This is a genomic window from uncultured Kriegella sp. (genome assembly GCF_963975415.1).
In the GTDB taxonomy this organism is placed as follows: domain Bacteria; phylum Bacteroidota; class Bacteroidia; order Flavobacteriales; family Flavobacteriaceae; genus Kriegella.
Genome location: NZ_CAXBGN010000018.1, coordinates 1 through 23,803, shown reverse-complemented (window position 1 = coordinate 23,803; position 23,803 = coordinate 1). Strand labels below are relative to the sequence as shown.

The 23,803-nt window shown below is 39.9% G+C and carries 17 protein-coding genes, 1 tRNA gene and 1 pseudogene; 12 read left to right on the top strand and 7 right to left on the bottom strand.

What is annotated here, in order from left to right:
* The first annotated feature begins 6 nt into the window (after positions 1–6).
* From AACZ88_RS23020 to AACZ88_RS23010, 3 genes are read left to right on the top strand one after another with little or no spacing between them, the layout of a single operon-like run.
* The gene (locus AACZ88_RS23020) at positions 7–606 is read left to right on the top strand and encodes a LemA family protein (RefSeq protein WP_339715875.1); all 600 of its coding nucleotides are present in this window, start codon (positions 7–9) and stop codon (positions 604–606) included.
* Positions 607–610: 4 nt separating this feature from the next.
* Entirely contained in the window at positions 611–1,048 is a 438-nt protein-coding gene (locus AACZ88_RS23015; RefSeq protein ID WP_339715872.1) for a TPM domain-containing protein, read from the top strand.
* Positions 1,029–1,829, top strand: coding sequence for a TPM domain-containing protein (locus AACZ88_RS23010; protein WP_339715870.1), 801 nt, complete (start codon positions 1,029–1,031; stop codon positions 1,827–1,829). The genes AACZ88_RS23015 and AACZ88_RS23010 overlap by 20 nt, the downstream gene beginning before the upstream one ends.
* A gap of 273 nt (positions 1,830–2,102) precedes the next feature.
* On the opposite strand, the gene AACZ88_RS23005 is transcribed toward AACZ88_RS23010, so the two are convergent.
* The 6 genes from AACZ88_RS23005 to AACZ88_RS22980 form a co-directional block, all read right to left on the bottom strand.
* On the bottom strand, positions 2,103–4,865 hold the full coding sequence (locus AACZ88_RS23005; protein ID WP_339715867.1) for an outer membrane beta-barrel protein: 2,763 nt from the start codon (positions 4,863–4,865) through the stop codon (positions 2,103–2,105).
* A gap of 162 nt (positions 4,866–5,027) precedes the next feature.
* Positions 5,028–7,799, bottom strand: coding sequence for an outer membrane beta-barrel protein (locus tag AACZ88_RS23000; RefSeq protein WP_339715864.1), 2,772 nt, complete (start codon positions 7,797–7,799; stop codon positions 5,028–5,030).
* Positions 7,800–8,018: 219 nt separating this feature from the next.
* A complete protein-coding gene (der, locus tag AACZ88_RS22995) occupies positions 8,019–9,323 on the bottom strand; it encodes a ribosome biogenesis GTPase Der (protein ID WP_339715861.1) in 1,305 nt (434 codons plus the stop codon).
* 168 nt (positions 9,324–9,491) lie between these two features.
* Complete coding sequence (locus AACZ88_RS22990) at positions 9,492–11,024, bottom strand: choice-of-anchor I family protein (RefSeq protein WP_339715859.1); 1,533 nt, start codon at positions 11,022–11,024, stop codon at positions 9,492–9,494.
* A 103-nt stretch (positions 11,025–11,127) separates the two neighbouring features.
* Positions 11,128–12,009, bottom strand: coding sequence for a GTPase Era (gene era / locus AACZ88_RS22985; protein WP_339715856.1), 882 nt, complete (start codon positions 12,007–12,009; stop codon positions 11,128–11,130).
* Between the two features lie 46 nt (positions 12,010–12,055).
* A complete protein-coding gene (locus tag AACZ88_RS22980; RefSeq protein ID WP_339715853.1) occupies positions 12,056–13,537 on the bottom strand; it encodes a Na+/H+ antiporter NhaC family protein in 1,482 nt (493 codons plus the stop codon).
* Positions 13,538–13,725: 188 nt separating this feature from the next.
* On the opposite strand from AACZ88_RS22980, the gene AACZ88_RS22975 reads away from it, so the two are divergent.
* The 9 genes from AACZ88_RS22975 to AACZ88_RS22935 all read left to right on the top strand — a co-directional run bounded on the left by AACZ88_RS22975 (position 13,726) and on the right by AACZ88_RS22935 (position 23,291).
* Positions 13,726–13,798, top strand: a tRNA-Met gene (locus AACZ88_RS22975).
* 54 nt (positions 13,799–13,852) lie between these two features.
* Positions 13,853–15,172: a site-specific integrase gene (locus AACZ88_RS22970; RefSeq protein ID WP_339715850.1), complete on the top strand. Its 1,320-nt coding sequence runs from the start codon at positions 13,853–13,855 to the stop codon at positions 15,170–15,172.
* Positions 15,165–15,893 carry a hypothetical protein gene (locus AACZ88_RS22965; RefSeq protein ID WP_339715847.1) on the top strand — a complete coding sequence of 243 codons (729 nt, stop codon included), beginning with the start codon at positions 15,165–15,167 and terminating at the stop codon, positions 15,891–15,893. Before AACZ88_RS22970 ends, AACZ88_RS22965 begins: the two co-directional genes overlap by 8 nt.
* Positions 15,894–15,946: 53 nt before the next feature.
* On the top strand, positions 15,947–16,369 hold the full coding sequence (locus AACZ88_RS22960; RefSeq protein ID WP_339715844.1) for a hypothetical protein: 423 nt from the start codon (positions 15,947–15,949) through the stop codon (positions 16,367–16,369).
* Between the two features lie 693 nt (positions 16,370–17,062).
* Positions 17,063–19,987 carry a leucine-rich repeat domain-containing protein gene (locus tag AACZ88_RS22955; protein ID WP_339715840.1) on the top strand — a complete coding sequence of 975 codons (2,925 nt, stop codon included), beginning with the start codon at positions 17,063–17,065 and terminating at the stop codon, positions 19,985–19,987.
* Between the two features lie 51 nt (positions 19,988–20,038).
* Positions 20,039–21,328, top strand: a complete 1,290-nt coding sequence (locus AACZ88_RS22950) for an SIR2 family protein (RefSeq protein WP_339715837.1) — start codon at positions 20,039–20,041, stop codon at positions 21,326–21,328.
* A gap of 564 nt (positions 21,329–21,892) precedes the next feature.
* Positions 21,893–22,249: a hypothetical protein gene (locus tag AACZ88_RS22945; protein WP_339715834.1), complete on the top strand. Its 357-nt coding sequence runs from the start codon at positions 21,893–21,895 to the stop codon at positions 22,247–22,249.
* A 4-nt stretch (positions 22,250–22,253) separates the two neighbouring features.
* Complete coding sequence (locus AACZ88_RS22940; protein WP_339715831.1) at positions 22,254–22,634, top strand: hypothetical protein; 381 nt, start codon at positions 22,254–22,256, stop codon at positions 22,632–22,634.
* A 207-nt stretch (positions 22,635–22,841) separates the two neighbouring features.
* Positions 22,842–23,291, top strand: a complete 450-nt coding sequence (locus tag AACZ88_RS22935) for a PH domain-containing protein (RefSeq protein WP_339715828.1) — start codon at positions 22,842–22,844, stop codon at positions 23,289–23,291.
* Positions 23,292–23,601: 310 nt separating this feature from the next.
* Here the strand turns inward: AACZ88_RS22935 and AACZ88_RS22930 are convergent.
* Positions 23,602–23,803, bottom strand: a pseudogene (locus AACZ88_RS22930) (IS110 family transposase); the annotation flags it as partial.

Sequence of the window (23,803 nt, the reverse complement as noted above, 5' to 3'; positions counted from 1 at the left end):
TGTATCATGAAAAAGGGATTAATAATTTTAATAATTCTCGGGGTCATCGCATTTGGCCTTTACAACTGGGCCGTTGGGTTTAATAATACCGCCGTGCAATATGAAGCGGATGCAAAAACTGCATGGTCGAATGTAGAAAGTGCCTATCAGCGAAGAAATGACCTTATCGGCAATCTGGTAAAAACTGTTCAAGGTGCTGCCGATTTTGAACGCGGAACTTTAACCGATGTTATCGAAGCCCGTGCAAAAGCTACTTCAACCACCATCGATGCAAATAATCTTACCACGGATAATATTGCAGCTTTTCAACAAGCCCAAAACGGACTTACAGGCGCACTAAGTAAACTGATGGTCGTAGTAGAGCGTTATCCCGAATTAAAAGCAAACCAAAATTTCTTGGAACTTCAGTCGCAATTGGAAGGTACCGAAAACCGAATCAATGTTGCCCGTGACCGATTCAATCAGTCAGTCAACATTTATGATGTGCACACCAAACAGTTCCCCGGCAAACTTTTAGCCGGGTTGTTCGGTTTCGAAGAAATGGCACGCTACAAGGCCGACGCGGGATCAGAACAGGCACCAGATGTGAACTTCGATTTCAATTGATCATATGTCAAGAGTAGAAGATTTTTTGTCGGCAGAAGAAGAAAAAGAGATTGTACAGGCCATTCTAGAAGCCGAGAAAAATACTTCGGGAGAAATACGGGTTCATATTGAACCACATACGCGTTTAGACCATTTTGATCGTGCCAAAGAAGTTTTCCATCTACTCAAAATGAACAACACCAAAGAAGAAAATGGCGTATTGATTTATGTCGCGGTTAACGATCGGAAGTTCGTAATATACGGAGATGGAGGTATCAACAAAGTCGTTTCCAAAGATTTTTGGAATACCACCAAAGATGTTATCGAAACACAATTTAAACAAGGTAATTTCAAACAAGGCATTATCGACGGCATCTTAAAAGCCGGTAGCGAATTGAAATCGCATTTTCCATGGAACTCCAACGACACAAATGAGCTAAGCAATGAGGTATCTAAAGGTTAATCTTTTTGCCTATATCATTTTTTTGTGCACCCCAGTGGTGGCTCAGTTTCAAATCCCCGAGAAGCCTACGAAACAAACGAGTGTTTACGATTACGTCGACCTTTTACCGCCAGGGCAAGAACAACCTCTTGAACAAAAACTGATACGCTATTCCGATAGTACATCAACCCAAATCGTAGTCGCCATTATTGCATCTACGGAAGGAGAGAACATCTCTTATCTCGGTGCCCAATGGGGACAAAAGTGGGGTATTGGCCAAGATGGCAAAGACAATGGTGTATTGATTCTTTTGGCCAGAAACGACCGTAAAATTGCAATTAATACAGGCTATGGTGTCGAAGGCAACCTTACAGATGCCCTATCGCGCCGAATCATTGAAAGTGTTATTATTCCCCACTTTAAATCAAATAATTATTACGAGGGGCTAAACGATGGTGCAGATGCCATCTTTAAAGCTCTAAAGGGAGAATTCAAAGAAGAACGTTCCTTTGATGACAGCAGTGGTTTCCCTTTCGGTTCGCTCTTACCTGTGCTCATTTTCTTTATTATTTTGGTTATTCTGTCTACTCGGAATCGCAGGGGCGGTGGCGGCAGTGGTGGTAAGCGCTCTTCAGGGCTCGACCTATGGGACATTATTATTCTAAGCAATATGGGTCGTGGTGGTTATAGCGGCAAATCTAGTGGCGGATTTGGTGGTGGCGGCTTCGGAGGTGGAGGCGGTTTTGGCGGTGGCTTTGGTGGAGGTGGCTTTGGTGGCGGCGGTGCTTCAGGAGGATGGTAACTCGAATAAAAACAAGCCTACAGTGTACTGTTTCAATTCAAAACTTTATAACCTCAATCAACATTGTCAAACCATACTCTTTTGTAAAAAAGGAGCTATACCATTCAATTATTTGAATATAGATTGTGAAACACAAAATTACCTATGGTTTCTTAAATATACTACCCCATTGAATACCCAAAATATTTAGGTCCCCGCTGAGATTTATTAGAAACTCCTTATTTTTTTTAGAGCGGTGCAAAGGTCAAACTTCCAATCGAAAAAAACTTCAGGCTACATTCTATAAGATCGCCCACGGCCACCATTTGGCTTTTTACCACCGAACTGGTCAAATTTATAAGTAAAACTGGCCATAAAATACTGCTGCAAAACAGTACCTTGATAATCTTGAATAAAATCTTCCCCCGTGGTTCTACGGGTATTAATATTCTGATCCAACAGGTCATAAGCGAGCACCTTAATTGTGCCTTTTTGTTCCAACACTTGAAGACCAAGGCTCATATTCCAGAACAGCGCATCTTTTCTAAAACCGGGACCTACATTGCCGTTATAGCTGTATCTCAAATCATTGCCCCAAATCAAGTTTTTGGGCCAATACGAAGTCATTCTTAAATTGGCATTTTGTGAGGTAAACTTGATATCCTCTATTCCCTCCAAATTGTATCTGGTATTATTAAAAGATATGCCATACCCTGGTTCGATCTCTAAAAGCTCCTTAAAATTGAATGTAGTAGAAATTCGTGGAGATACGTCAAACCTTTTTGCCCTTAATTCTACGCCGTTTGTAAAACTGACCTGTTGGCCAAAACTAAGACTCGGTCTTATGTTAAATTTTGCCGTAAACGTGCTGTCTTTTTTTATCTGCTTAGAATATCCTGCGCCTCCATAACCACTATAATTACCATCTATATTTGTAAATCTTGTGGTACGCAAAAAATTCTCGTCGGTAGTAGATATAGCAGAAACCCTGTTTTTCTGGAATTCGACTCCTGAATACACATAAATACCTGTACGCTCTTTCCAATTGAAATTGTTATAATTAAAACTGATGTTATGCTCTATCCCTAGGGATAAGTTCGGGTTACCAATAACAATATTCAACGGGTTATTAACATTCGGAACCGGTTGTAATTGATTAACAGAAGGTACATCTAAACTAGTCCGATAGCGGGCATAAAGCCGGTTATTCTTACCAATGCTATACCGCAATCTACTGCTAAAAAGTAAATTCTCGTAGTCTTTGGAAAACGAAGAATTTTGCTGAAAATCTTGGTTATCTAGATTGGTAAATCGATACGAGGCCCTAACATTAAAATTCAATTTTTCACCATTTATCCGCAGGCCGACCGAAGGTGTTTGTTGTACATTCTTAAAATTAAAATCAGAGCTTAAGGCCTCATTAAAGGCTGTGTATCTATTTGTACCTTCTTCGTAATCCATGACTTCCTTTCTATTATCCCTGTTATCATGGCTATATTCATATTCAAAATCAAAGGCCACTACTTCGTTCAGGGGCTGTCGATATGATACTTCAAGGTCGTACGAATCGCGTTTGTTATCAACATTGGAAAGTTGGTCGAGGTTTTCTTCACTGGGATCATCCCCGAAAACTTGACGATTGGAAACCAAATTAGAAATGTTCTTATTTTCTGTATTGGTGTTGGAAAAGGAGAAACTCACGAATCTTCCAAGGGTATCCAACTTCTTCATAATATTGAATTGGTTGGAGAAATTACGTTGAAACCCATCGTCATCAGAAGTCCGTTCATTGCTATTGATCAACTCTCCATCAGCATCCGTTGAAGTAGCGTTGTTAATATTCTTCGAAGTTGTTCTATTTACGCTCATGGAGGGCTCTATCGAAATTCGAAGTGTTTCATCAATATCATACTCTATATTGGCCCCTCCGCGGTTTGAATTTGTAGTACCCTTAAAGCTTGATTCGCTATCGCTGAAATAGCGACGATCGGGCAAAATATTCTCCCGACTGGTTTTTTGGTTGTTATAATTGTCACTATAGGCGAAAAAATAATTACCATCTATTTCGTACTCCCCTTTCTTCGCATTTGCGTAACTGCCCCCTACATTGGACGAAGTGGTAATTCCACTGCCATAATTATTAATTAGACCCGATTCTCGCGCTCCAGAATATCCTCCCCTGGTATTCCCGACCATATCATAAATTTCATCAAAGGAGAACCCCGAATTATTTATGTTGTTCGAACTCGCAATAAAACTGATCCGTTCTTTATTATTAAAATAATTGACTAGACCATTGGTTTGATACCTTTCATCTGTGCCGTAGCCTGCCGCGATTCTGCCCAAATACCCTTTATTCTTATCTTTTTTAATGGTCAGGTTTATGCTCATATTCTCCCCTTCGCCATCTTCTCCCGTAAACTGTTGCTTCTTAGTCTTGGTCTCGGATATTTGTATTTTATCAATAACTTCCTTTGGCAGGCTTTTGGTCACCACTTTTGGATCTTTACTGAAAAATACCTGTCCATCGACCAATATTTCATTGACCTCTTTTCCGTTTACCGTAATCTTACCATCAGTATCTACCTCTACCCCAGGCAGCTTTTTTAATATTTCCTCAACCGTAGCATCGGGTCGTACACTGAAAGAATCTGCATTGAATTCAAGTGTGTCTTTCTTTATCGTTATGGGCACCCGTTCCCCCAACACCTGAACACCTTTTAGTTCTTGAGCCTGTTCTTCCATTTGCACGGTAGCCAAATCAATGGAAGGCTTAATGTTAATTTTCATAACCAAGGTTTTATACCCATTATAGGAAAAGAAAACGTTGGCTTCTTTTAAATTCGTTTTGCCCTCTAACTCGAACGATCCATCGCCTTCCGAAATACTATAGGTAATCAATGTGCTATCTTTTATTGATTCGGCGTAAACCGTGGTAGCCTCGAGAGGCGTCTTCGAAAATGCATCTACAACTTTACCCTTGATAATAAAATCTTGGGCGTTGGAAAAACTAAAAAATAAAATAAGGAAGCAGAAAGGAATAGCTGAATTGTTCAAACTGAAATGTTTTTTAATCGATGATGGCTTGATGTTTTCAAAATAAACTAATCTTATAGTTTAAAGGTGTACGGTTAACATAACTTTAATAGTGATGAATCAATTCTTCAGGTTCAACAAAGTGCAATGACCGGAAAAACTATTTTTCATCGTTAATTGATGTCAAAAAAAACGAATACCGTTCCCATTCGATTTTTTACCGCCAAACTGGTCAAACTTAAAGGTAAAACTTGCCATGAAGTAGCGCTGCAAAACAGTACCCTGAAAATCTTGAACAAAGTCTTGTCCCGTAGACCTTCGCGTGTTGTTATTTTGGTCGAGCAAGTCGTATGCCAGTATTTTGAATGTACCCTTATCTTTGAACATTTGTACCCCTAGACTCATATTCCAAAGTAAAAAGTCTCTATCAAAACTGGGGCCTACATTTCCATTATAGGTATAACTTATGTCATTGCCCCACACCAGGCCTTTTGGCCAATAGGTCGTAGTCTTAAATTCAGCCGTATGGGAAATGAAATTAACATCTTCAAAAGTATCAATATTGTATTTGGTATCGTTGAACCCAATACGATACCCCGGTACAATTTCCAGCAATTCTTTAAAATTTAAAGTAGTAGTAATTCTCGGCGTTACCGACCATATTCGTGCCTCTAACTTATTACCGTTATTGAATCCAACATCTTTTCGATAACTTAAATAAGGGTTGAAATCTACCTTTACGGTTAGCGTACTATCTTTTTTAAACTCTTTAGAGTAACGGGTTCCCAGCTGTCCGTTTTGATTGCCTTTAACATTAGTATAGGTTGTAGTTCGCAAGAAATTCTCATCGGTAACCGTAACCGGAACAACTTTTTCTTGGTCTGCCGACAACCAAGCATATATAAAATACCCGGTTCTCTCTTTCCAACTATAATTATTGAAGTCAAAACTTACACTATGGCTTACCGAGGGATTAAGATTCGGATTTCCTATAATTACATTAAGCGGGTTATTGATATTTGCTACCGGTTGCAATTGGTTTATCGTAGGAAGATTCAATCTGGAATAATAACCCATATAAATTCGTTTGCTCTGATTCAGGTTATAATTACCAGACGCCCTAAACAAAAAGTTATTGTATGTTTTGGAGAAAGAGCTATTTCGGAAAAAATCTTCATTCTCAAGTTTTGTATTCATTAAACTTGCCGTAACCCCGAGACGAAGTTTTTTCCCATTTCGACTCAGTGTCAAAGAAGGATTATGTTGTCGGTTCTTAAACGTAAAATCAGAACTTAAGGCCTCATTAAAATCAGTGTATCGACCTACGGAACTATCAAAATCAAAGACCTCCCTCTTATTATTGTCTGTATTGTTCCGGTATTCATACCCAAAGTCTAGAAACAGTTTGTCTGCAAGAACCTCACGATAAGTGACCCCAAACGTATAGTTATCATGCTTGTCGGTTACCATGGTGTGTTGGTCAAGTATCTCTTGAATAGGACTATCCCCTAAAACCTCCCTAGTAGATTCAAAATTGGTAATATCTTTATTCTCCCGATTATTATTTGAAAAGGAAAGCCTAACGTAACGACCTAAAGTATCAAGCTTTTTAAAGAGGTCTATGCGATTGTTGAAATTACGCTGTTTCCCTTCACCTACTGTATATGTATCATTACGGTTGATTACCGTACCCGTCTCATCTGAAGAAACGGTGGACCCGGCATTTGAAGAATTAGTACGATTTACGCTCATCGAAGGCTCTATTGATATACGTAAAGTTTCGTCAATATCGAATTCAAGGTTGGCGGAACCTTGATTAGCCGAAGTGGTACCTTCAAAACTAGACTCAGAATCGGTAAAAAAGCGCCCGTTCGGCAGTATATTCTCTCTAGAAGTTTTCTGATCGTTATAAGAATCACTATTCGCATAAAAGTAGTTTGCATTGACCTTATATTCTCCTTTTTTAGAATCGGCATAACTAGCGCCTAAATTCGAAGAGGTTGTTATTCCCTCACCAAAGCCAAAGGATAGCCCGCCAACTGCAAAACCACCATCACTGTTCATGCTTATTCCACCTCTCGTTCGCCCCATCATACCATAAATCTCATCAAAGGAAAATCCTGCGCTGTTGATATTATTGCTTGATGCAATGGCGCTAATTCTTTGTTGACCATCAAAAAAATTCAGAAGCCCATTGGCCTGATAACGTTCATCTGTTCCGTAGCCCCCTGAAAGCCTTCCTAATACGCCTTTATTTTTGTCTTCCTTAATGGTGAGGTTAATGGTCTTGCTATCGCCATCACCCTCTTCCCCGGTAAATTCTTGGGTTTTTGTTTTGGTACTGGTAATTTGTATTTTATCAATAACTTCCTTAGGCAAACTTTTGGTTACTACTTTGGGATCCTTACTAAAAAAAACCTGTCCGTTTACCAAAACTTGGCTTACCTCTTTGCCATTTACGGTAATTTTTCCGTTGCTATCGACATCTACCCCAGGCAACTTCTTTAACACTTCTTCGACAGTTGCATCAGGTCGTGTCTTAAAAGAATCAGCATTAAACTCTAACGTATCCTTTTTTATACGGATTGGCACGCGTTCGCCTGTCACCTCAACCCCTTTTAGTTCCTCGGCTTGTTCCACCAATGTAATTTCCCCCAAGTTCACCGATGGTTTCAGCTCAACTTTTCTAAGGGTGGTTTTATAACCATTGTACGAAAAGAAAAGATTAGCTTCTTTCAAGTTTGTTCTACCATCAAGTTCGAAAAAACCCGTTTCATTTGAAATCGTATAGGCAATTAACGTGCTATCTTTTATTGATTCAGCATACACCGTGGTAGCCTCAAGTGGCTCTTTTGAAAGAGAATCAACCACTTTCCCGTTAATACGGAAATCTTGAGCGGTGGTCAAAGCGCAAAATAGAATGAAAAAACACAGGGCAATAGTAGACTTGTCCAAATTGATTTGATTTTGATTGATGAATTGATGCAATCAAATTAAACTAATCTTTTAGTTCTAACCCTCCCGGTTAACATAACTTTAGTAATTGATATTCAAAATTTTGTGATAAACGCCCCCCAAATGGTACTTGTAACCTATGGAAAATAGGGATAATAAAATTCAAGGCCAAAAGTTAAAAACCAATGACAAAAAATCATAGTATCGCAATTAACAACGCTACTTTTTACGCATAAAAATAGTAACCGGCACTCCGGTGAAGTCAAAATTATCGCGCAGTTTGTTTTCTAAAAATCGTTTATACGGGTCACGAATGTATTGCGGAAGGTTGCAGAAAAAAGCAAATTGCGGGTAAGGTGTGGGCAACTGGGTACAAAATTTGATTTTTACATATTTGCCCTTATAGGCCGGAGGCATATTGTTCTGAATAATAGGCAACATCACATCATTTAATTTTCGTGTCACCACCTTTTTCGACCTATTTTCATATACTTGTATGGACGTTTCGATAGCCTTAAAAATACGTTGCTTCGTTAGTACCGAGATAAAAATAATGGGAACATCGGTAAAAGGTTCGATGGCCTCTTTTATTTTTTGGGTATACTGCTTCATGGTATTGGTTTCTTTATCCTCTACCAAATCCCACTTGTTGACCAAAATAACAACACCCTTATTATTACGATGCGCCAACCAAAATATGTTTGATACCTGACCATCAAACCCTCGGGTAGCATCCAACACCAATAAACAAACGTCACAATGCTCAATGGCACGAACCGATCGCATGACAGAATAAAACTCTAAATCTTCCCTGACCTTCGCCTTACGACGAATACCAGCAGTATCCACTAAATTGAATTCAAAACCGAATCGATTATATCGTGTATCGATACTATCTCTAGTGGTACCGGCAATATCAGTGACGATGTAGCGCTCTTCCCCTATCAAAGCATTTATAAAAGATGACTTACCGGCATTTGGTCTACCGACAACGGCAAATCGGGGTAAATCTTCGACCACTTCCTCAACATCGGGAAGCACCTCTACCAAAGCATCTAACAACTCCCCGGTTCCACTTCCGTTGATGCTTGACAAGGTGTAATATTCCCCCAGTCCAAGCGCATAAAATTCAACGGCATCTGCGGCCCTCTGTGCATTGTCAACTTTATTAATTGCCAAAAAAACAGGTTTATTTACCTTACGAAGCAGCTTTGACACATCTTCATCCATGCCCGTAACTCCTGTTTCTACATCGACCATAAATATAATGGCATCTGCTTCTTCAATGGCAAGCTCTACTTGAGTGTCTATTTCTTTTTCAAAAACATCTTCACTACCTAGCACATAGCCGCCTGTATCTATCAATGAAAACTCTTTACCGTTCCAGTCACTCTTACCGTAGTGACGATCACGTGTCACCCCACTGACAGCATCAACAATAGCCTCTCTGCGCTGAATCAAACGGTTGAAAAAAGTAGATTTTCCAACATTGGGTCTTCCTACAATAGCCACTATAGCACTCATTCTTTGAATTTTGCGACAAAAGTACCACTAAATATCCGAGGAAAAAATGCTATCTCTTAGAACCTGTTTAAAAAGCAGAGGGTAATTAGAAAAATGCAAAGGGAAATTACATGGTTAATATACAGTCTTTACAAGGCCGATTTCCATCAAAGAATCATCGCACCGTACTTATTTGATTTCATAAATCGAAACCGTATTCGAAACTTCATTGGTAATGATTAACAGGTTTTCACCGTTGGGAGATTCTTCTGCAGGAATGACCAACAAGCCTTCTGGCCCGACATCTTCCGTTTTAAAAATCCAATCTAGGAATACAGGTGCCAAGGGGTTTGTTATATCATAAACAAGGGAACCCCCAGTTCTTTCCAATCCTACGAACAATAGTGTCGCATCACCAATTTTCAACGTGGTGACCGCCTCTGGTTCAGCCCCTTTGTCGTCACTTCGCCCATCGGCTTCCCCTTCATCATTATTAAATAAGAAAGGCGCAATATCAAAAGTTCTTCGCCCTATATCATCTCCGCTGTCATATATTACCTGCCCTTGCGTGCTCCAAATGGTAAATGATCGTGCCCCATAAGCATAGATACGGTCAAAATCACCATCTCCGTCGATATCCCCATTTGCCGAAGTAGTTTTCAACCTTCCTAAATTTTCTTCCAGTTGCAATTCCGCAGCGTTTGGAAAAACCGAAGCGTCCAAGGTAAGGTCTTTAACGCGTTCTTCTTCCGAATAGCCATCATAATCACGTGAATCACCTTCATTGGCCGAAATAATATAGCCTGTTCCATCAATTTCCGTAAAAGTAATGGCATCGGGCATATAGAATCCAAGCACAGGCCAAGTTTGAAAATTACCCACAATACCGTCTTCATTGCTGACATCAAGAGCATTCTCTGCCAAACTATGGTCTTTGACCCCTAGCCCGAAAACATCTACTATGGTCATGGCATTCAAATCAACCACCGCCATTCCGTTGTTCTCTTGCAAACTAATATATGCATGTTTACTATCTTTCGAAACAGCAACATATTCAGGTTCAACATCTTGCGATAAAATGGCCGCAGGACCGAATACCCTAAACTCATCGCCGATATCCTGGCCGTTGAAGTTGGTAAAAAACAACGTATTGACTTCATTCTTGGCAACATCTATAACCGTGACCGACCCTTCGGGATCTACCGTATAGTCATCATTTGGCTCTCCTTCATTGGCAGCAATAATATATTTTCCATCGGGACTGAAAGTTACCATATCGGGCAATGCACCTGCTGGATATGAATTTTCTAAAGTCAAAGTCGTCGTATTGTAGGTTTCAATGGCTCCATTAATTTGCTTATTGGAGTTTTCTACGGCAACAGCTAAAAGTCCGTCATGCACGGCCACGCTATTGGGAGTGCCTGACAAGCTTAAGGAGGTTTGTTTTAAAGGTGTGGATGGCACCGAAATATCCCAAACGGAAACTTCAGTTTCCACAGGATTAACAACAAACAATTTCGCAGTGACTTCATCGTAGGCACTGATTTCGGCGAAACCTTCATCACCAGAACCGTTCATAAAACCGCCTATTCTGGTAAAGGTCAAAGAAGAAGTATCGATACTGGAATCGTCATCGGGGTGGCCGGTAATATCTTCGATTTTCTCACAAGAAAAAATTAGAAAAGTGGTAATCAAAAGGGATACGTTCTTGAAGTTCTTCATCTTATTGTTTGGTTTATGGCCAAAGATGAAGTTTCAGTTTCAATTAAAGGTTACCAAAAAACCAAGCTATGTTTACTAGAACGCTACGAAATGGTTAACCCGCTTAATTGTTGTACCCAAAACGCTTTAATTGTCGCGCATCGCTACGCCAGTTTTTATTCACTTTTACATAAAGTTCAATGTGCACCTGTTTACCGAAAAACGTTTCAAGATCTTTACGAGCCTCGACCCCTACTCGCTTTAAAGCACTACCCTTGTGACCGATGATGATACCTTTTTGAGAATCGCGTTCTACCATGATTACGGCCCGCATTCGAATGATGTCTTCATCCTCTACAAATTCCTCGGTCTCGATTTCCACTGAATACGGAATTTCCTTTTTATAGTGCATCAAAATTTTCTCACGGATGGTCTCATTTACAAAAAAACGCTCGGGTTTATCTGTCAATTGGTCTTTAGGATAATATGGAGGTGCCTCGGGAAGCAACTCGATAATTCGCTCGAAAACTCCTTTTACATTAAAATTTTGAAGGGCGGAAATGGGATGGATTTCGACACTGGGAAGCTGGTCTTGCCAATATTGGATTTGTGCTTCCAATATTTCCTGTTCCGAAGTGTCGATCTTATTTAGCAACAATAGCACGGGTATTTTGCTGCTGCGAATCTTATCAAAGAAATTTTCATCCTTTAATGCTTTTTCCCCGATTTCGACCATATATAAAAGCACATCGGCATCCTCAAAAGCCGATTTCACAAAGCCCATCATACTTGATTGCAGCTCATAGGCCGGTTTGATGATACCCGGTGTATCTGACAAGACCACTTGAAAATCATCCCCATTGACTATTCCCAAAATACGATGGCGGGTTGTTTGGGCCTTCGAGGTAATAATCGATAATTTCTCACCCACAAAGGCGTTCATCAAGGTCGACTTACCTACATTAGGATTACCAATAATATTTACGAAACCGGCTTTATGCGACATCTGTTTTTAAACTTTTATAATGGCAAAGGTAATCGAATGAGACCATCTATATCATGATTAGGCCTAAAATAACATAAAGTATGACCGCTATTAGGCCGCCAATCAAGGCATAGGGCAGTTGTGTATTAATGTGGTCTATATGATCACTTGCGGCTGCCATTGAGGAAATAATGGAGGTATCTGAAATGGGTGAACAGTGGTCTCCAAAAACACCACCTCCCAAGGTAGCCGCCACTACCAAAGGTAAAGGTGCACCATGAATTTCGGTCATGGGTATGGAAATTGCCATCATAATCGCAAAAGTTCCCCAAGACGTTCCGGTCGAAAAAGCAATAAAGGAACTTATTACAAAAATAACTGCCGGCAAAAAGGAAGGAGACAACCAGTCTTTAGACCAATTTGCCACGAATTCCCCTGTTCCTAAGGCATTGCAAGCGTCTCCTATGGCAAAGGCCAATAACATCAATAAAGCCAGAGGCATTAATTCGCTGATTCCCTTCAGTACCAAATCAATCATTTCTTTGGTTTTCATTATTTTCTGTGTTCGATAGAGCACCATGGCAACTAAAATTGCGGTGAGCACGGCATATAGAACAGCTGATGAGCCCGAGCCATTTCCTATCGCCTTAAAAAGATGATCTGAAAAAGAAACGGCATTATCCACAGCATCCCAACCTGTATATGCCAAATTAATGGGCATCATGAACACCATGGTTGCCAAGGGCACGATCATATTATAAGCCTTGGCCTTAATTCCTTTTTTTGACTCAAAAGAGGTTATCTCACTTGACAGCATGGGTTGGGCAGTATCACTCAGCAATTTTCCCGTTTCCTTTGTACGTTTTTCCGCTTTCGTCATAGGACCTAAATCTTTTTTGGTGACAATCACCACAAAAACAATCACAATGGCCAGAATAGGATAAAAATTATAGGCTATGGAGGAAAGCATAATTCCGAAAGGATTTTCTATTCCCTGGGTCAATAAGAGTCCCATTATAAAAGCACCCCAGGCATTAAAGGGAATTAAAATGGAAGAGGGTGCAGAACTGGAGTCGGCGATATAGGCCAATTTCTCCCTCGGAATTTTCAGTTTATCAAAAATAGGACGATAAAGCGTCCCTACGGTTAGGGAACTTATACTGGTCTCCACAAACAATAAAACACCCGTAATCAGGGCCATGAGCTGAACTACAACCCTACTATTGCCACTTTGTTTTTTCTCAAAATAGGCTATTATCTTATTGAGTTCGTTTATAAACCCCTCTACCCCCTTAGAATACTGGATAAACAATAGCAATGCACCCACCAAGGCACTGAACATTATGGTTCTTGTATTACCGGCAGATTTAAAAACATTGACCATGCCCTCCACGGCCGCTAAAGTACCCGTGAGAAAATTCCAATCATTTATGATTATCCAAGAAAACCAAATTCCAAAAAGTAGCGCTATATAAACTTGCTTTGTTCTTAGGGCTAATATAATAGCAATGACTGGGGGTAAGATCGAAAGAAAACCATAGTTATCCATAATTGATCGGGCGAGTTAAAAGTGATGGATCATTATTAAAATCGATACAAAATAGAAAGATTTTGAACAAGGTGAACTACAACAGTGTCTTTTTAAATATTTGATAAAAATTTAGATCGATTTTCACTATTTAATTCCAAATAGATTTGGATAAGACCATTAAAGCTTTGTATCTTTGCCATCCACATCGCGGGGTAGAGCAGTAGGTAGCTCGTCGGGCTCATAACCCGAAGGTCGCTGGTTCGAGTCCAGTCCCCGCTACTAAGAGTAAAATCTTTAAAAACAACGGTTTAGTTTTCGCTAAGCCGTTTTTTTATGACTAATTTTAACGAACTGATTGCCCTTGAATACGAAAATGAATACGAAAGTGCATACGATTTGTCCGTAAAAAGAAACTTTTCCAACCCTAAAATATATTCTGCCAGCGGCGATCTCACAAAGCGCTGGTACGTCTATTTTTCCTTTCGTGATCCTAAAAGCGGAAAGCTAAAAAGATTGACGCCCTTTTATGGGAATGCCAATAAATATAAGACCAAGGAAGATCGGATGTCCGTTTTGGTCACCTATCGAAAGGTATTGCTCCGATTGTTGAAACAAGGCTATAATCCGTACACCGATAATACCGAACTGCACCAGCGTTTGACTTCCAAGAATAATGATGCCAGCGGTCAGGTCCCGACCAATAAGGAAAACAAAAAAACGGGCCGTGATGACGACGGGCCAAAAATGACGGTTCGGGAAGCTTTTGATTTCGGACTTGCCCGCAAGGAAAAAATATTGAGCCCTACGACCAAAAGAGGCTATGAGAACAAAATCAAGAATTTTCTCAAATGGCTTGAAGAAAACCGTCCGGAACTAACGGACATCACAGAACTTAATAAGCAGGTGGTCACTTCATTTTTAAACGATGTCGTCGACAGGACAAGCGCTCGGAACCGGAACAACTTCAGGACGGATCTGAGCAGTATAACCCAAGTATTGGTCGATAACGACATCCTGAAAGAAAACTTCATAAAAAAAATACCGACCTTAAAAACCGTTCCGGAGCGGAACAAGACATACTCCCAGGAAACCCAAGAAAAGATATTCGGCTACTTGGAAATAACCGATCCTATATTGCTGCTTTATATCAAATTCGTCTCCTATGGTTTTCTTCGCCCGATCGAAGTATGCAGGCTCAAGGTGAAGGATATTAAACTAGAGAGTAAAACAGTGGAATTCAAGGCCAAGAACAGTCCCATGAAGACAAAGATCATCCCCGAGATATTGTGGAACGATCTGCCCGACCTTGAAAAACTGGACAAAGAAGCCGTATTGTTCACACCGGAAAAGATCGGGGGCACATGGGAGACGGAAATCGGTAACAGAAGGGACTATTTCTCCAAACGCTTTAAAAAAGTCGTCAAGGATCATTTCGATCTGGGTACGGATTATGGCCTGTACAGTTTTAGGCACACGTACATTACCAAAGTTTATAGGGCCTTATCAAAGAAGTTTTCACCTTTTGACGCAAAGAGTAGGCTGATGTTGATTACGGGGCACTCCTCCATGACGGCATTGGAAAAATATCTGCGTGATATAGATGCCGAATTACCGGAAGATTATTCAACGATGTTAGAGAGCGAACATGGATAAAACCGCATTGGAAAATTTTTACAACGGCCTTATCCCAATTTTGTGGGAAGAATTAGTGTTCTATATCCCGGACCACATAATGTCGAACGGGATATTGGAAAAATATGAAAAATTTGATTTCCGAAAATTCCGTAACAAGATATTGGTCGTAGACTATATGAAAGGACCTATCCTCTATGAAACGGGCAGGGACAACAGCAAGGCCATAATGAAAGGGGCTTCGCTAAAAAAGAATATTTACCAATTATTGAACAAGAAGGCCGATTCCGATGCATCGGAGTTCAATTTTATTTTGGAACAATACTATGAACAGGCGGAGTGTTTGTGCTACATTACGAAATGGCTGGACGATAACCTGGCCCAGGTGCTTCCACTGGAGGATACTGTTAAAGGATTGTTCCGAATGCAGATGGATTACCATAAGGCCCATTTTGAAACGGTGCTGAAACATTTTTATCCCAAAAGGGAAAATGTACCCAAAGGCAATTTCAACTTAGCGGGAATTCTGGAATCCTCATTTCCAAAATTATCCGACCAATATAGCAATAAAGAAACACAAATAACGAAGCCCGACACATTAGTACGCGAAGAAGCGCTTATCGAAAAAGCGCCAGCACTTTCCACAAAAGAACCGGCTCTAAAAAAAGCAAAGAAACAACCGATTATTACCGAAAAAGAGGCTGAAACGGTCTTATTGAAGCATATTTTCAATATCGATTAAAGGGTTTAATAACTAATTTATACGTAAATTGAACGTTCGGTTTACGCATAATCATGAAAAAGACGGAGAATTGCGCCTATTGTGGTGAAGATTACGTGCCGAAACGAAGAGGTGCGCAGTTATTTTGCAGTAACTCGTGCCGTAGCCTTAATTGGAGAGATAAGCAACGGAACGGGGAACCGAAAAAGGAAATCGCGATACCCAAGAACGAGGCCTTTCCGGAAACCAAAATGGCATCGATGCCCGAGAAAATGTCCTTGGCCGGCGTTGGAAATGCGGCCGCAGGCGCAGCGGCCGTCGAACTTGCAAAAACCATGTTTACCCCTGCCGAAAATAAACCGGCAACAAAAAAAGATATCCAGGAACTTAAAGTATTCATCAGGTCCCGTTATTTATTTATAAAAAATCTTCAAAAAGACGCGACGGGCAGAAATCCTTATTATGATGTTCAAACGGGTTATGTGGTTTATATATGATGCATATATTCTTAATTGGGGAATGGACAGAGTATCAAACAGGATATTTCTTTAATTCAAAAAATTTGGCATTCCCCCTGTTAAATATATATTTAGTATTAATTTAGAGCGAGAAGGATGATGGAATAATCTATTGCACAAAATTCATAACATGCAAACGCCACTTTTTTTTCACAATTATAGGCCTTGCGCGTAGTAGACTCCCCCGCCCAATTTAGTTTAAAACTGGTTTTGCTATCCATTACATGAAATAGACTAAAGTCGAAAGAACTTGTAGTACAAGTCAAAATGATAAAGAAAATAAAATGATTTGGGCGCTAATATTTACGAAATAATAAATTGGTCAGAATGTTGAAAATAATTTTCACTCAAAATAACAATCCATAATTATTGGCACAGCACTGAAGAATTTTCAACTAATTGTGAAGTCTATATATTTGAAAAAGTAACTGAATGATTATGTAAAACGGGATTGGTATTTGCCAAGCACACCAAAATAAGAATGGACAATGTTGGGCTATATCAAATCGTCACTGATTCTTCATCTTTTGGCCTGCTACCAAATATACTAATCGGGTTGCACCTTCATTGATGTAGCCGCTATAATAGATAATATCAAAATCTGAAATAGTTATAGATTAAAAACAATGTACTCCTTTCATTTTTAACATTCTATTGTAAATTATAAATGGCATGGCAGTAGGTAAATTGATAAAAAAAGACCGTTACCCGGGTATTCGTTCGTTTGAAGCCGAAGACGAACGGCTTTTTTATGGGCGAACTAATGAGATCGATGATCTTTTCAGTCTGGTCGTAATCAAGGCCCACGTTGTTCTTTTCGGTAAATCGGGCTTGGGTAAAAGCTCTTTGCTTAAGGCGGGTCTGGGTTCTATTTTGTTGAAAAATCAGTTTTTCCCGATAATGATTCGTGTACAGGATACGGATGTATCGCCCATAAAAATGGTGCTAAGTGAACTAAAGCCCTTTATCGATGAAAAAAAGCTAGAACAATTCGGAGGGAGGAGTACGAACAAAATTTGGGAGGCGGTAAACGCTTGTAGCTTCCTTGACCAGAATGGTAATACCGTTACCCCGGTGTTGATCTTCGATCAGTTTGAGGAACTCTTCAACCATAAAATAGCGGAGCGAAACCAATGGGCATCACAGCTGGCCGACCTCATCGAAGGCCGACTGCCAAAAGATAGTATTGAAGCACTGCAACAAATCCCCAGAAAGGAAAGAACCGCAGCTCAGTTGGCATGGTTCAAACCCCCAGTATTAAAAATCCTCTTTGCTATTCGCTCCGATCGAATGAGCGAATTACATCAACTCCGTAAAGAAATACCTGGTATTCTGCAAAATCGCTATGAACTCAAACCGCTCCATGCTGCACAGTCTGGTGAGGCCATTGAGAAGCCCGCGGCACTTGTTGGAAATGAATTTACGACAACACCGTTTAACTATGCCCCCGAAACCTTAAAGGAGATACTAAGCAACCTTAGCAACGAGGCGGGCGAGATAGAATCCTTTCAATTACAGATTGTCTGTCAGCATGTTGAAAAGAAAGTAAAAGAGCAGGAATCCAAAGGCGAACAAAAGATTCAGGCAACTCCAGATTTTATCGGGGGTAAAGAAGGTATTCTGAGCATTCTTAAAAACTATTACGACAACCATATTACGAACTTGGGTTCTAAGAATGATCAATTGGCTGCACGAAAGCTTTTGGAGGAAGGGCTTATTGCTGACGGCCGTAGAATAGGAGTGGCGGATGCGGTCGTAAAGGGCACCTTTGGTATCAGCGACGAATTATTGGGCAAGCTGCTTGAAAGTCGTCTTATTCGCCCGGAGAACACCCGACTGGGCCGCACATTTGAAATTAGCCACGATACCCTGGTGGCCCCCATTCTTGAGGCCTATGAGAAACGACGACGTGCCGAAGAACGGATAGCCAAACAAAAAGAGTTGGAAGAACGCGAACAACAACTGGCTAAAGAACAGCGGAAACGGATGTTCTATTACAAGATAGCTGCTTTTACCGGTATCTTATCGTTAGTTGCCATAGGTGCATTCGTGTTTGCTTATATACAATGGGATAAATCTAAAATTAGTGAAGATATTGCCAAATCTTCGCTCGAAAAAGTGACAGCAATTAACGCCCAAAACGAAAAAATCATCAACTCCTTCTATTTTTATGGCGATAGTCTGGCATTGGCTACCAAAAAGGATGAATACGAGAGAACTATGTACGGCTTCATCGATAAAGAAGGGGAGATTAGAATCGACTACAGCTATACAGAGGCTACTCCATTTGATGATGAGACCGGATATGCCAAGGTAACTAGTGCCGGAAAAAAGTACTTGCTTTTGCCTGATGAGACGAAATATCTCCTTGCCGATAATTTGAATGGACTAAATTCTGAGATAGAGGCGTTGGATTTAAAGGATAATTACTTAAAATCGTTCTCCAATTCAATTTTTGAATACCCTCAGTTGAAGGTTCTCTTACTTGGAAATAACATGTACGAAAAAATTCCGCCGGAAATAAAAGAATTAACAAATCTGCAAATCCTGAATTTAACAGGAAATCGCTTGATCGGACTTCCTTCTCAAATCGAAAATTTGGAGCATTTGGAACAATTGGAATTGAGCGGCAATAAATTAGAAAAGCTTCCTCCCGAAATCGGGAAATTGACAAAGCTAAGACGGTTGATGCTTTTTTCGAATAACCTTTTGGACCTTCCTTCCCAGATAGGGAATCTATTGGATTTGGAAAGCTTGGACCTTGGTTACAATAAATTGGAAAAACTTCCAACCGAAATTGCAACATTGGTAAATATTAAGGAGCTCAGTTTAGAACACAATGTGCAGTTGCGTTTTCCATCTGAAATAGGAAATTTTTTAAAGTTGCAAGAGCTAAGTCTTGGAGGCGTGAAGCTGAAAAATTTTCCCCCTGAAATCGGAAGCTTGGGTGCACTAAAAAAATTGGATCTAAGCAGTACGTTACTTGAAAAACTACCACCCGAAGTAGGAAAATTGAAAAATTTGGAAGCATTGTTTCTTTTTGGAAACAAGTTGAGGAACCTACCACACGAAATTGGAAAATTGGCACATTTGAAGAGACTGAATTTAGATAATAATTCGTTGGTTATGCTACCCATGGAAATTGGGGATTTAGACAGTTTGAATAGCTTGTACCTCTCTGACAATGAACTTCCTGAAGTACCTTCAGAAATTGGAAATTTGAAAAATCTAGAAGAACTATGGTTGAACGATAACCAGCTTAAGAGCCTTCCTTCCGGAATTGGAAAATTACAGAAACTACAGGGGTTATATCTTGAAAATAATCAACTTGCAAACCTTCCTAATGAAATTGGAAATTTGTCAGAATTACGGGAATTACGTTTGTACCAAAACCAATTGAAGGTTATTCCCGCTGAGATTGGCCAATTAAAAGAATTAAGGGAATTGTGGTTGAGCAATAATGAACTTAAAAGCCTTCCTTCTGAAATAGGAAAATTAGAAAACCTACAGCAATTGGATTTGATTGGCAATCCAATTTCAGAGAATGAAAAAGACAGAATTAGAAAGTTATTACCACATTGTGAGATAGATTTTTAAAAGACTTATCCTGTTCAGAAAACGGAAAAGTAGGATAAAAAAACAAATCAAATGACATTAAAATCGCGCCAATGGAATAATTTGCTCGAGGCTCTTGAAAACGGCTCTTGCATCGTATTACTGGGCCCCTTGATTTCTACCGGTCTAGAGGGCGTCCGGCCCCTAGAGGCCCAGTTTGCCAAGGAGCTCAGTAAAACACTTGAGGAAGAAGAGGTAAGCTTTGACAAAGCGCATGAAGAGAATTTGACCTATATCATGCAGCGTTTCATGACTATTGATGGGGTAACGTCTTCCGATCCCGGCTATGAGGCCAAAAAATTCTATGAGAAGTACGACGGGCAGGCAAATGGTATTCAGAATTTAATCGCCACCTTACCGGTAAACCTTATTATCAATACCTCTCCAGACGACGCTATCGTTCAGGCCCTGAAGCAACAGGGAAAATACAGAACAGTACACGATTGGTATAATTACGAAGGCGAATTGGCTACCGATATCGAGTTGCCCACTGCCGAAAGCCCCCTGGTGTATAATCTCTTTGGGTACTATAAAGACACTGAATCTTTAGTGCTTACGGAGGCCGACCAAGTACGTTTTATTGGCAAGGTGGTCAAAGATCAGCCTGCTTTACCGCCAAAACTCTTGCGCCAGTTTCAAGGTAAAAAAAGTTTTCTTTTCCTTGGATTCAATTGGGAACATTGGAATTTGCGTTTACTCCTGCAAAGCCTCAACTTAAAAAGGGATAGTAGCATTATGGCGCACTCTAGAAATGATGATGCCCTGCAGCCCAAAACCCGTGATTTTTATGAAAGCTATTTTCGTTTTTCTTTTGTGACCGACGATATTGAGGATTTTGTAAAAGAGTTGCATGAAAAATACGCTCAGCACAGCGGGCACGAAGTGGCACAGAAAAAACTGTTGCTGATTTCCGCTCCCGAAGATGAGGCCTACTGCGATGAACTATATAAAAACTTAAAACCACTTCCTTTTGAAAGTTGGCATCGGGGCCTGACGCTAGGCGGGCAGGAGCCAGAGGTGGAGTTTCAAAAACACATGGCCAATGCAGATATTATTTTACTTCTTGTGAGTACCGACTTTTTGGCTTCAGACGCTATTACGGACGTAGATTTACCCAATGCACTGCAGCGACATCAAGGCAAAAAAGCAAAAGTCGTACCCATCATCACCCGCCCTTGCAAATGGGACGGAGTAAAAGAGCTGACCCAAATGCCTTTGATCTTACCAAAGAAAAATCGAGAGGTAGGCAAAGCGATTAGCACCTGGGAAAACCAAGAAAATGCCTATCAGAATATTATCTCGGAAATACAAGAACTTCTATAACTGTTTGGATCGTATTTCTCAGGAAGGTTTCATTATGCGATGGGGAGAAACCGTTACTATGATGTTCAAACGGGTTATGTGGTTTACATATAAAACCTTTGAGTATCCTTTATTTTGAACTTTTGGTCAGACCTGGATAGCGTTAAACAATTGAAAAGTTCGAACGATTTTGACCCATCTCTCTACGCACCCCGAAAAATCCTTTCCATGCTACGGCCCTTCGCCAACCTATCGACTTATTTTTCCAAATACCTTACTGGTAAGATTAAAGGGTGTTCGATCTCCCCCATCCGAAACCTACTTAACTTATGCCACCTGTAATAAGAAGTGCAATTGGGTTAAAGTTCGCTGCATGAATGAACCATCGGGCCATTCAAAGCCCTACAATACCATCATCTATATCCATGTTCCCAAAAAGGCCTGTAACATATAACAAGCCCATAGGACATTGCTGCAGAAAAATAACAAAAGCCGCTAAAGGCGAACCAAATGTCTCGATAGCCCGTCAGGAAAAAGGATAAAAGCGTAAATTAGGGCGGATATAACAAGTTGTACACCATTTGAATGAACATTGAGAATTTAATAGAAGATTACAAAAGACAAACAAAAATTTGCTCTGAAATTGACTATTCGGATAAGGATTCTGTGAAGAAAAATAATAAAGCGGTAGACCGAATGTATCAAATTGTAGAATTGATTTCGAAAAGTAATAATCAAAATGAAATTGATGAATTTTCAAAATTGCTAAAGGACAAAGAGAATCGAACTAACCTTTGGTCAGCAGTTCATTTATTAGAAAAATTAAGCTTCGACACGAAGACCGAAAAAGAAGCTTTAAAAATCATAGAAAAAGTAGCTAAAGGAAATACAAGTGAAGCTATGGGCTTTCAATATTGGCTGAAAGAATATAAATCAAAATAATCCTATGAGTTGGGACATTGTACTTTTTAATTCAAAACAGAAAATAGAATCAGTTGCGGAACTGGACGAAAACCAACTGGAACCGACTGATTTTACTGGAATTTTGGAAAACTCATTTGACCGAATTAAAAAAGATGATAAACACAGAGAAATAATCGGAACTGATTTTACGATTGACTTTTTTGCGGACAATGAACACTCAAGCAATTTTATGCTTTCATTGTACGGAGAAAATGGAATTTGCGCTCTAATCGAGCTTGCTAAAAAGCATAATTGGCAAATTTACGACTCTGGAATTGATGGAATGGTTGACTTGGAAAATCCCGAAAAGAACGGATTTGACAATCACAGAAAATATGTTGAACAGATATTAAAAAATAAATAAAAACGGTGTACAACATTGCCTATAATTCAGCGCTAAATTCCGCCCCGCTCCCCTTTTATTGCTATTTTTAAAGAGCAAACCAAAAAGAACCGTCAAGGCAAGTGGCTCGGCTCGCTAGAAAATCGCTAAGGCCAGCGCGCAACGCTCGCCTTCGCCCCCAAACCGCGCCGAAATTATAGCCAAGACCGTTGTAGGTAAGCTAAAAAAATGAAATTCAATAGCAGAAAAGACATATTATTTAGTTTCATAATCCTCGGAATAAGTGTATTTCTGACTGGAATTATGATTTTAGATATTGTTAATGGCAAAATGGAAAAAGAAGGGTATTGGCCTCTATTTCTAGTATTCGGCATAGTCGGACTTTTACTTTGGCTATTTTTCGGAACCAATTATGAATTATCAGAAAAAGACGGGTTGATTTACAGAAGTGGACCTTTTAATGGAAAAATAAATACGGACAGAATAACTGAGATAATAAAAGGGAAAACTCTTTGGGTCGGATTTAGACCCGCAACCGCAAGGAAAGGGCTAATTATAAAATATGACAAATACAACGAACTATACATAAGCCCAAAAACTAATGAAACGTTCATCAATAAAATATTAGAATTGAAGAGTGGAATAAAAATATCGGACGGACACAAGGAATTGAAATAACGTGCGGAAAAGCCTACCTACAACAAAACCTCCTATGAAAAGCCCTAGTCCAGTTCTCTAAAGTTAATTAATATTTTCTTTTTTACTTAAACCACCTTTTTTTCTTTTGATATAACTTGCTCCCACTCCTATATGTGATACACCTTTTTTTTAGGGTTCACCTGCATCTGTATGATTATAAGCTATAATAGACCTGTTCACTTGCTATACGATGTGATCCTGCCCTTGGACGGTCACGGGTTTTGTTTTGTGGTATAGGTCTTTAATACTTCTTTGTGAGCTTTGTTATTTGTTTACCTTTTCTTTTTTATTATTCCAATACACCTACCACATAAGGGGTCTCGGTCTTGATAACCGCAAGCGTTCTACTGAGAAGCTTTCTGGCCACCTTTACGATGATGCTCTTCACGTTCTTGCCCATATGCTTTCTATAGCATGCCTGCATCACGGGGTCGGTACGTATCGCCTGCCACGAGGCCTCTATAAAATAGCTGCGTATGAGTCGGTGTGCC

What these genes read in the sequence shown, in the direction of transcription:
- AACZ88_RS23015 (WP_339715872.1), top strand. Translation starts at nt 611, where the DNA reads ATGTCAAGAGTAGAAGATTTTTTGTCGGCAGAAGAAGAAAAAGAGATT.
- AACZ88_RS23010 (WP_339715870.1), top strand. Translation starts at nt 1,029, where the DNA reads ATGAGGTATCTAAAGGTTAATCTTTTTGCCTATATCATTTTTTTGTGC.
- AACZ88_RS22950 (WP_339715837.1), top strand. Translation starts at nt 20,039, where the DNA reads ATGACATTAAAATCGCGCCAATGGAATAATTTGCTCGAGGCTCTTGAA.
- AACZ88_RS23020 (WP_339715875.1), top strand. Translation starts at nt 7, where the DNA reads ATGAAAAAGGGATTAATAATTTTAATAATTCTCGGGGTCATCGCATTT.
- era (WP_339715856.1), bottom strand. Translation starts at nt 12,009, where the DNA reads ATGTCGCATAAAGCCGGTTTCGTAAATATTATTGGTAATCCTAATGTA.
- AACZ88_RS22940 (WP_339715831.1), top strand. Translation starts at nt 22,254, where the DNA reads ATGAGTTGGGACATTGTACTTTTTAATTCAAAACAGAAAATAGAATCA.
- AACZ88_RS22945 (WP_339715834.1), top strand. Translation starts at nt 21,893, where the DNA reads ATGAACATTGAGAATTTAATAGAAGATTACAAAAGACAAACAAAAATT.
- AACZ88_RS22960 (WP_339715844.1), top strand. Translation starts at nt 15,947, where the DNA reads ATGAAAAAGACGGAGAATTGCGCCTATTGTGGTGAAGATTACGTGCCG.
- AACZ88_RS22965 (WP_339715847.1), top strand. Translation starts at nt 15,165, where the DNA reads ATGGATAAAACCGCATTGGAAAATTTTTACAACGGCCTTATCCCAATT.
- AACZ88_RS22980 (WP_339715853.1), bottom strand. Translation starts at nt 13,537, where the DNA reads ATGGATAACTATGGTTTTCTTTCGATCTTACCCCCAGTCATTGCTATT.
- AACZ88_RS22935 (WP_339715828.1), top strand. Translation starts at nt 22,842, where the DNA reads ATGAAATTCAATAGCAGAAAAGACATATTATTTAGTTTCATAATCCTC.
- AACZ88_RS22955 (WP_339715840.1), top strand. Translation starts at nt 17,063, where the DNA reads ATGGCAGTAGGTAAATTGATAAAAAAAGACCGTTACCCGGGTATTCGT.
- der (WP_339715861.1), bottom strand. Translation starts at nt 9,323, where the DNA reads ATGAGTGCTATAGTGGCTATTGTAGGAAGACCCAATGTTGGAAAATCT.
- AACZ88_RS22970 (WP_339715850.1), top strand. Translation starts at nt 13,853, where the DNA reads ATGACTAATTTTAACGAACTGATTGCCCTTGAATACGAAAATGAATAC.
- AACZ88_RS22990 (WP_339715859.1), bottom strand. Translation starts at nt 11,024, where the DNA reads ATGAAGAACTTCAAGAACGTATCCCTTTTGATTACCACTTTTCTAATT.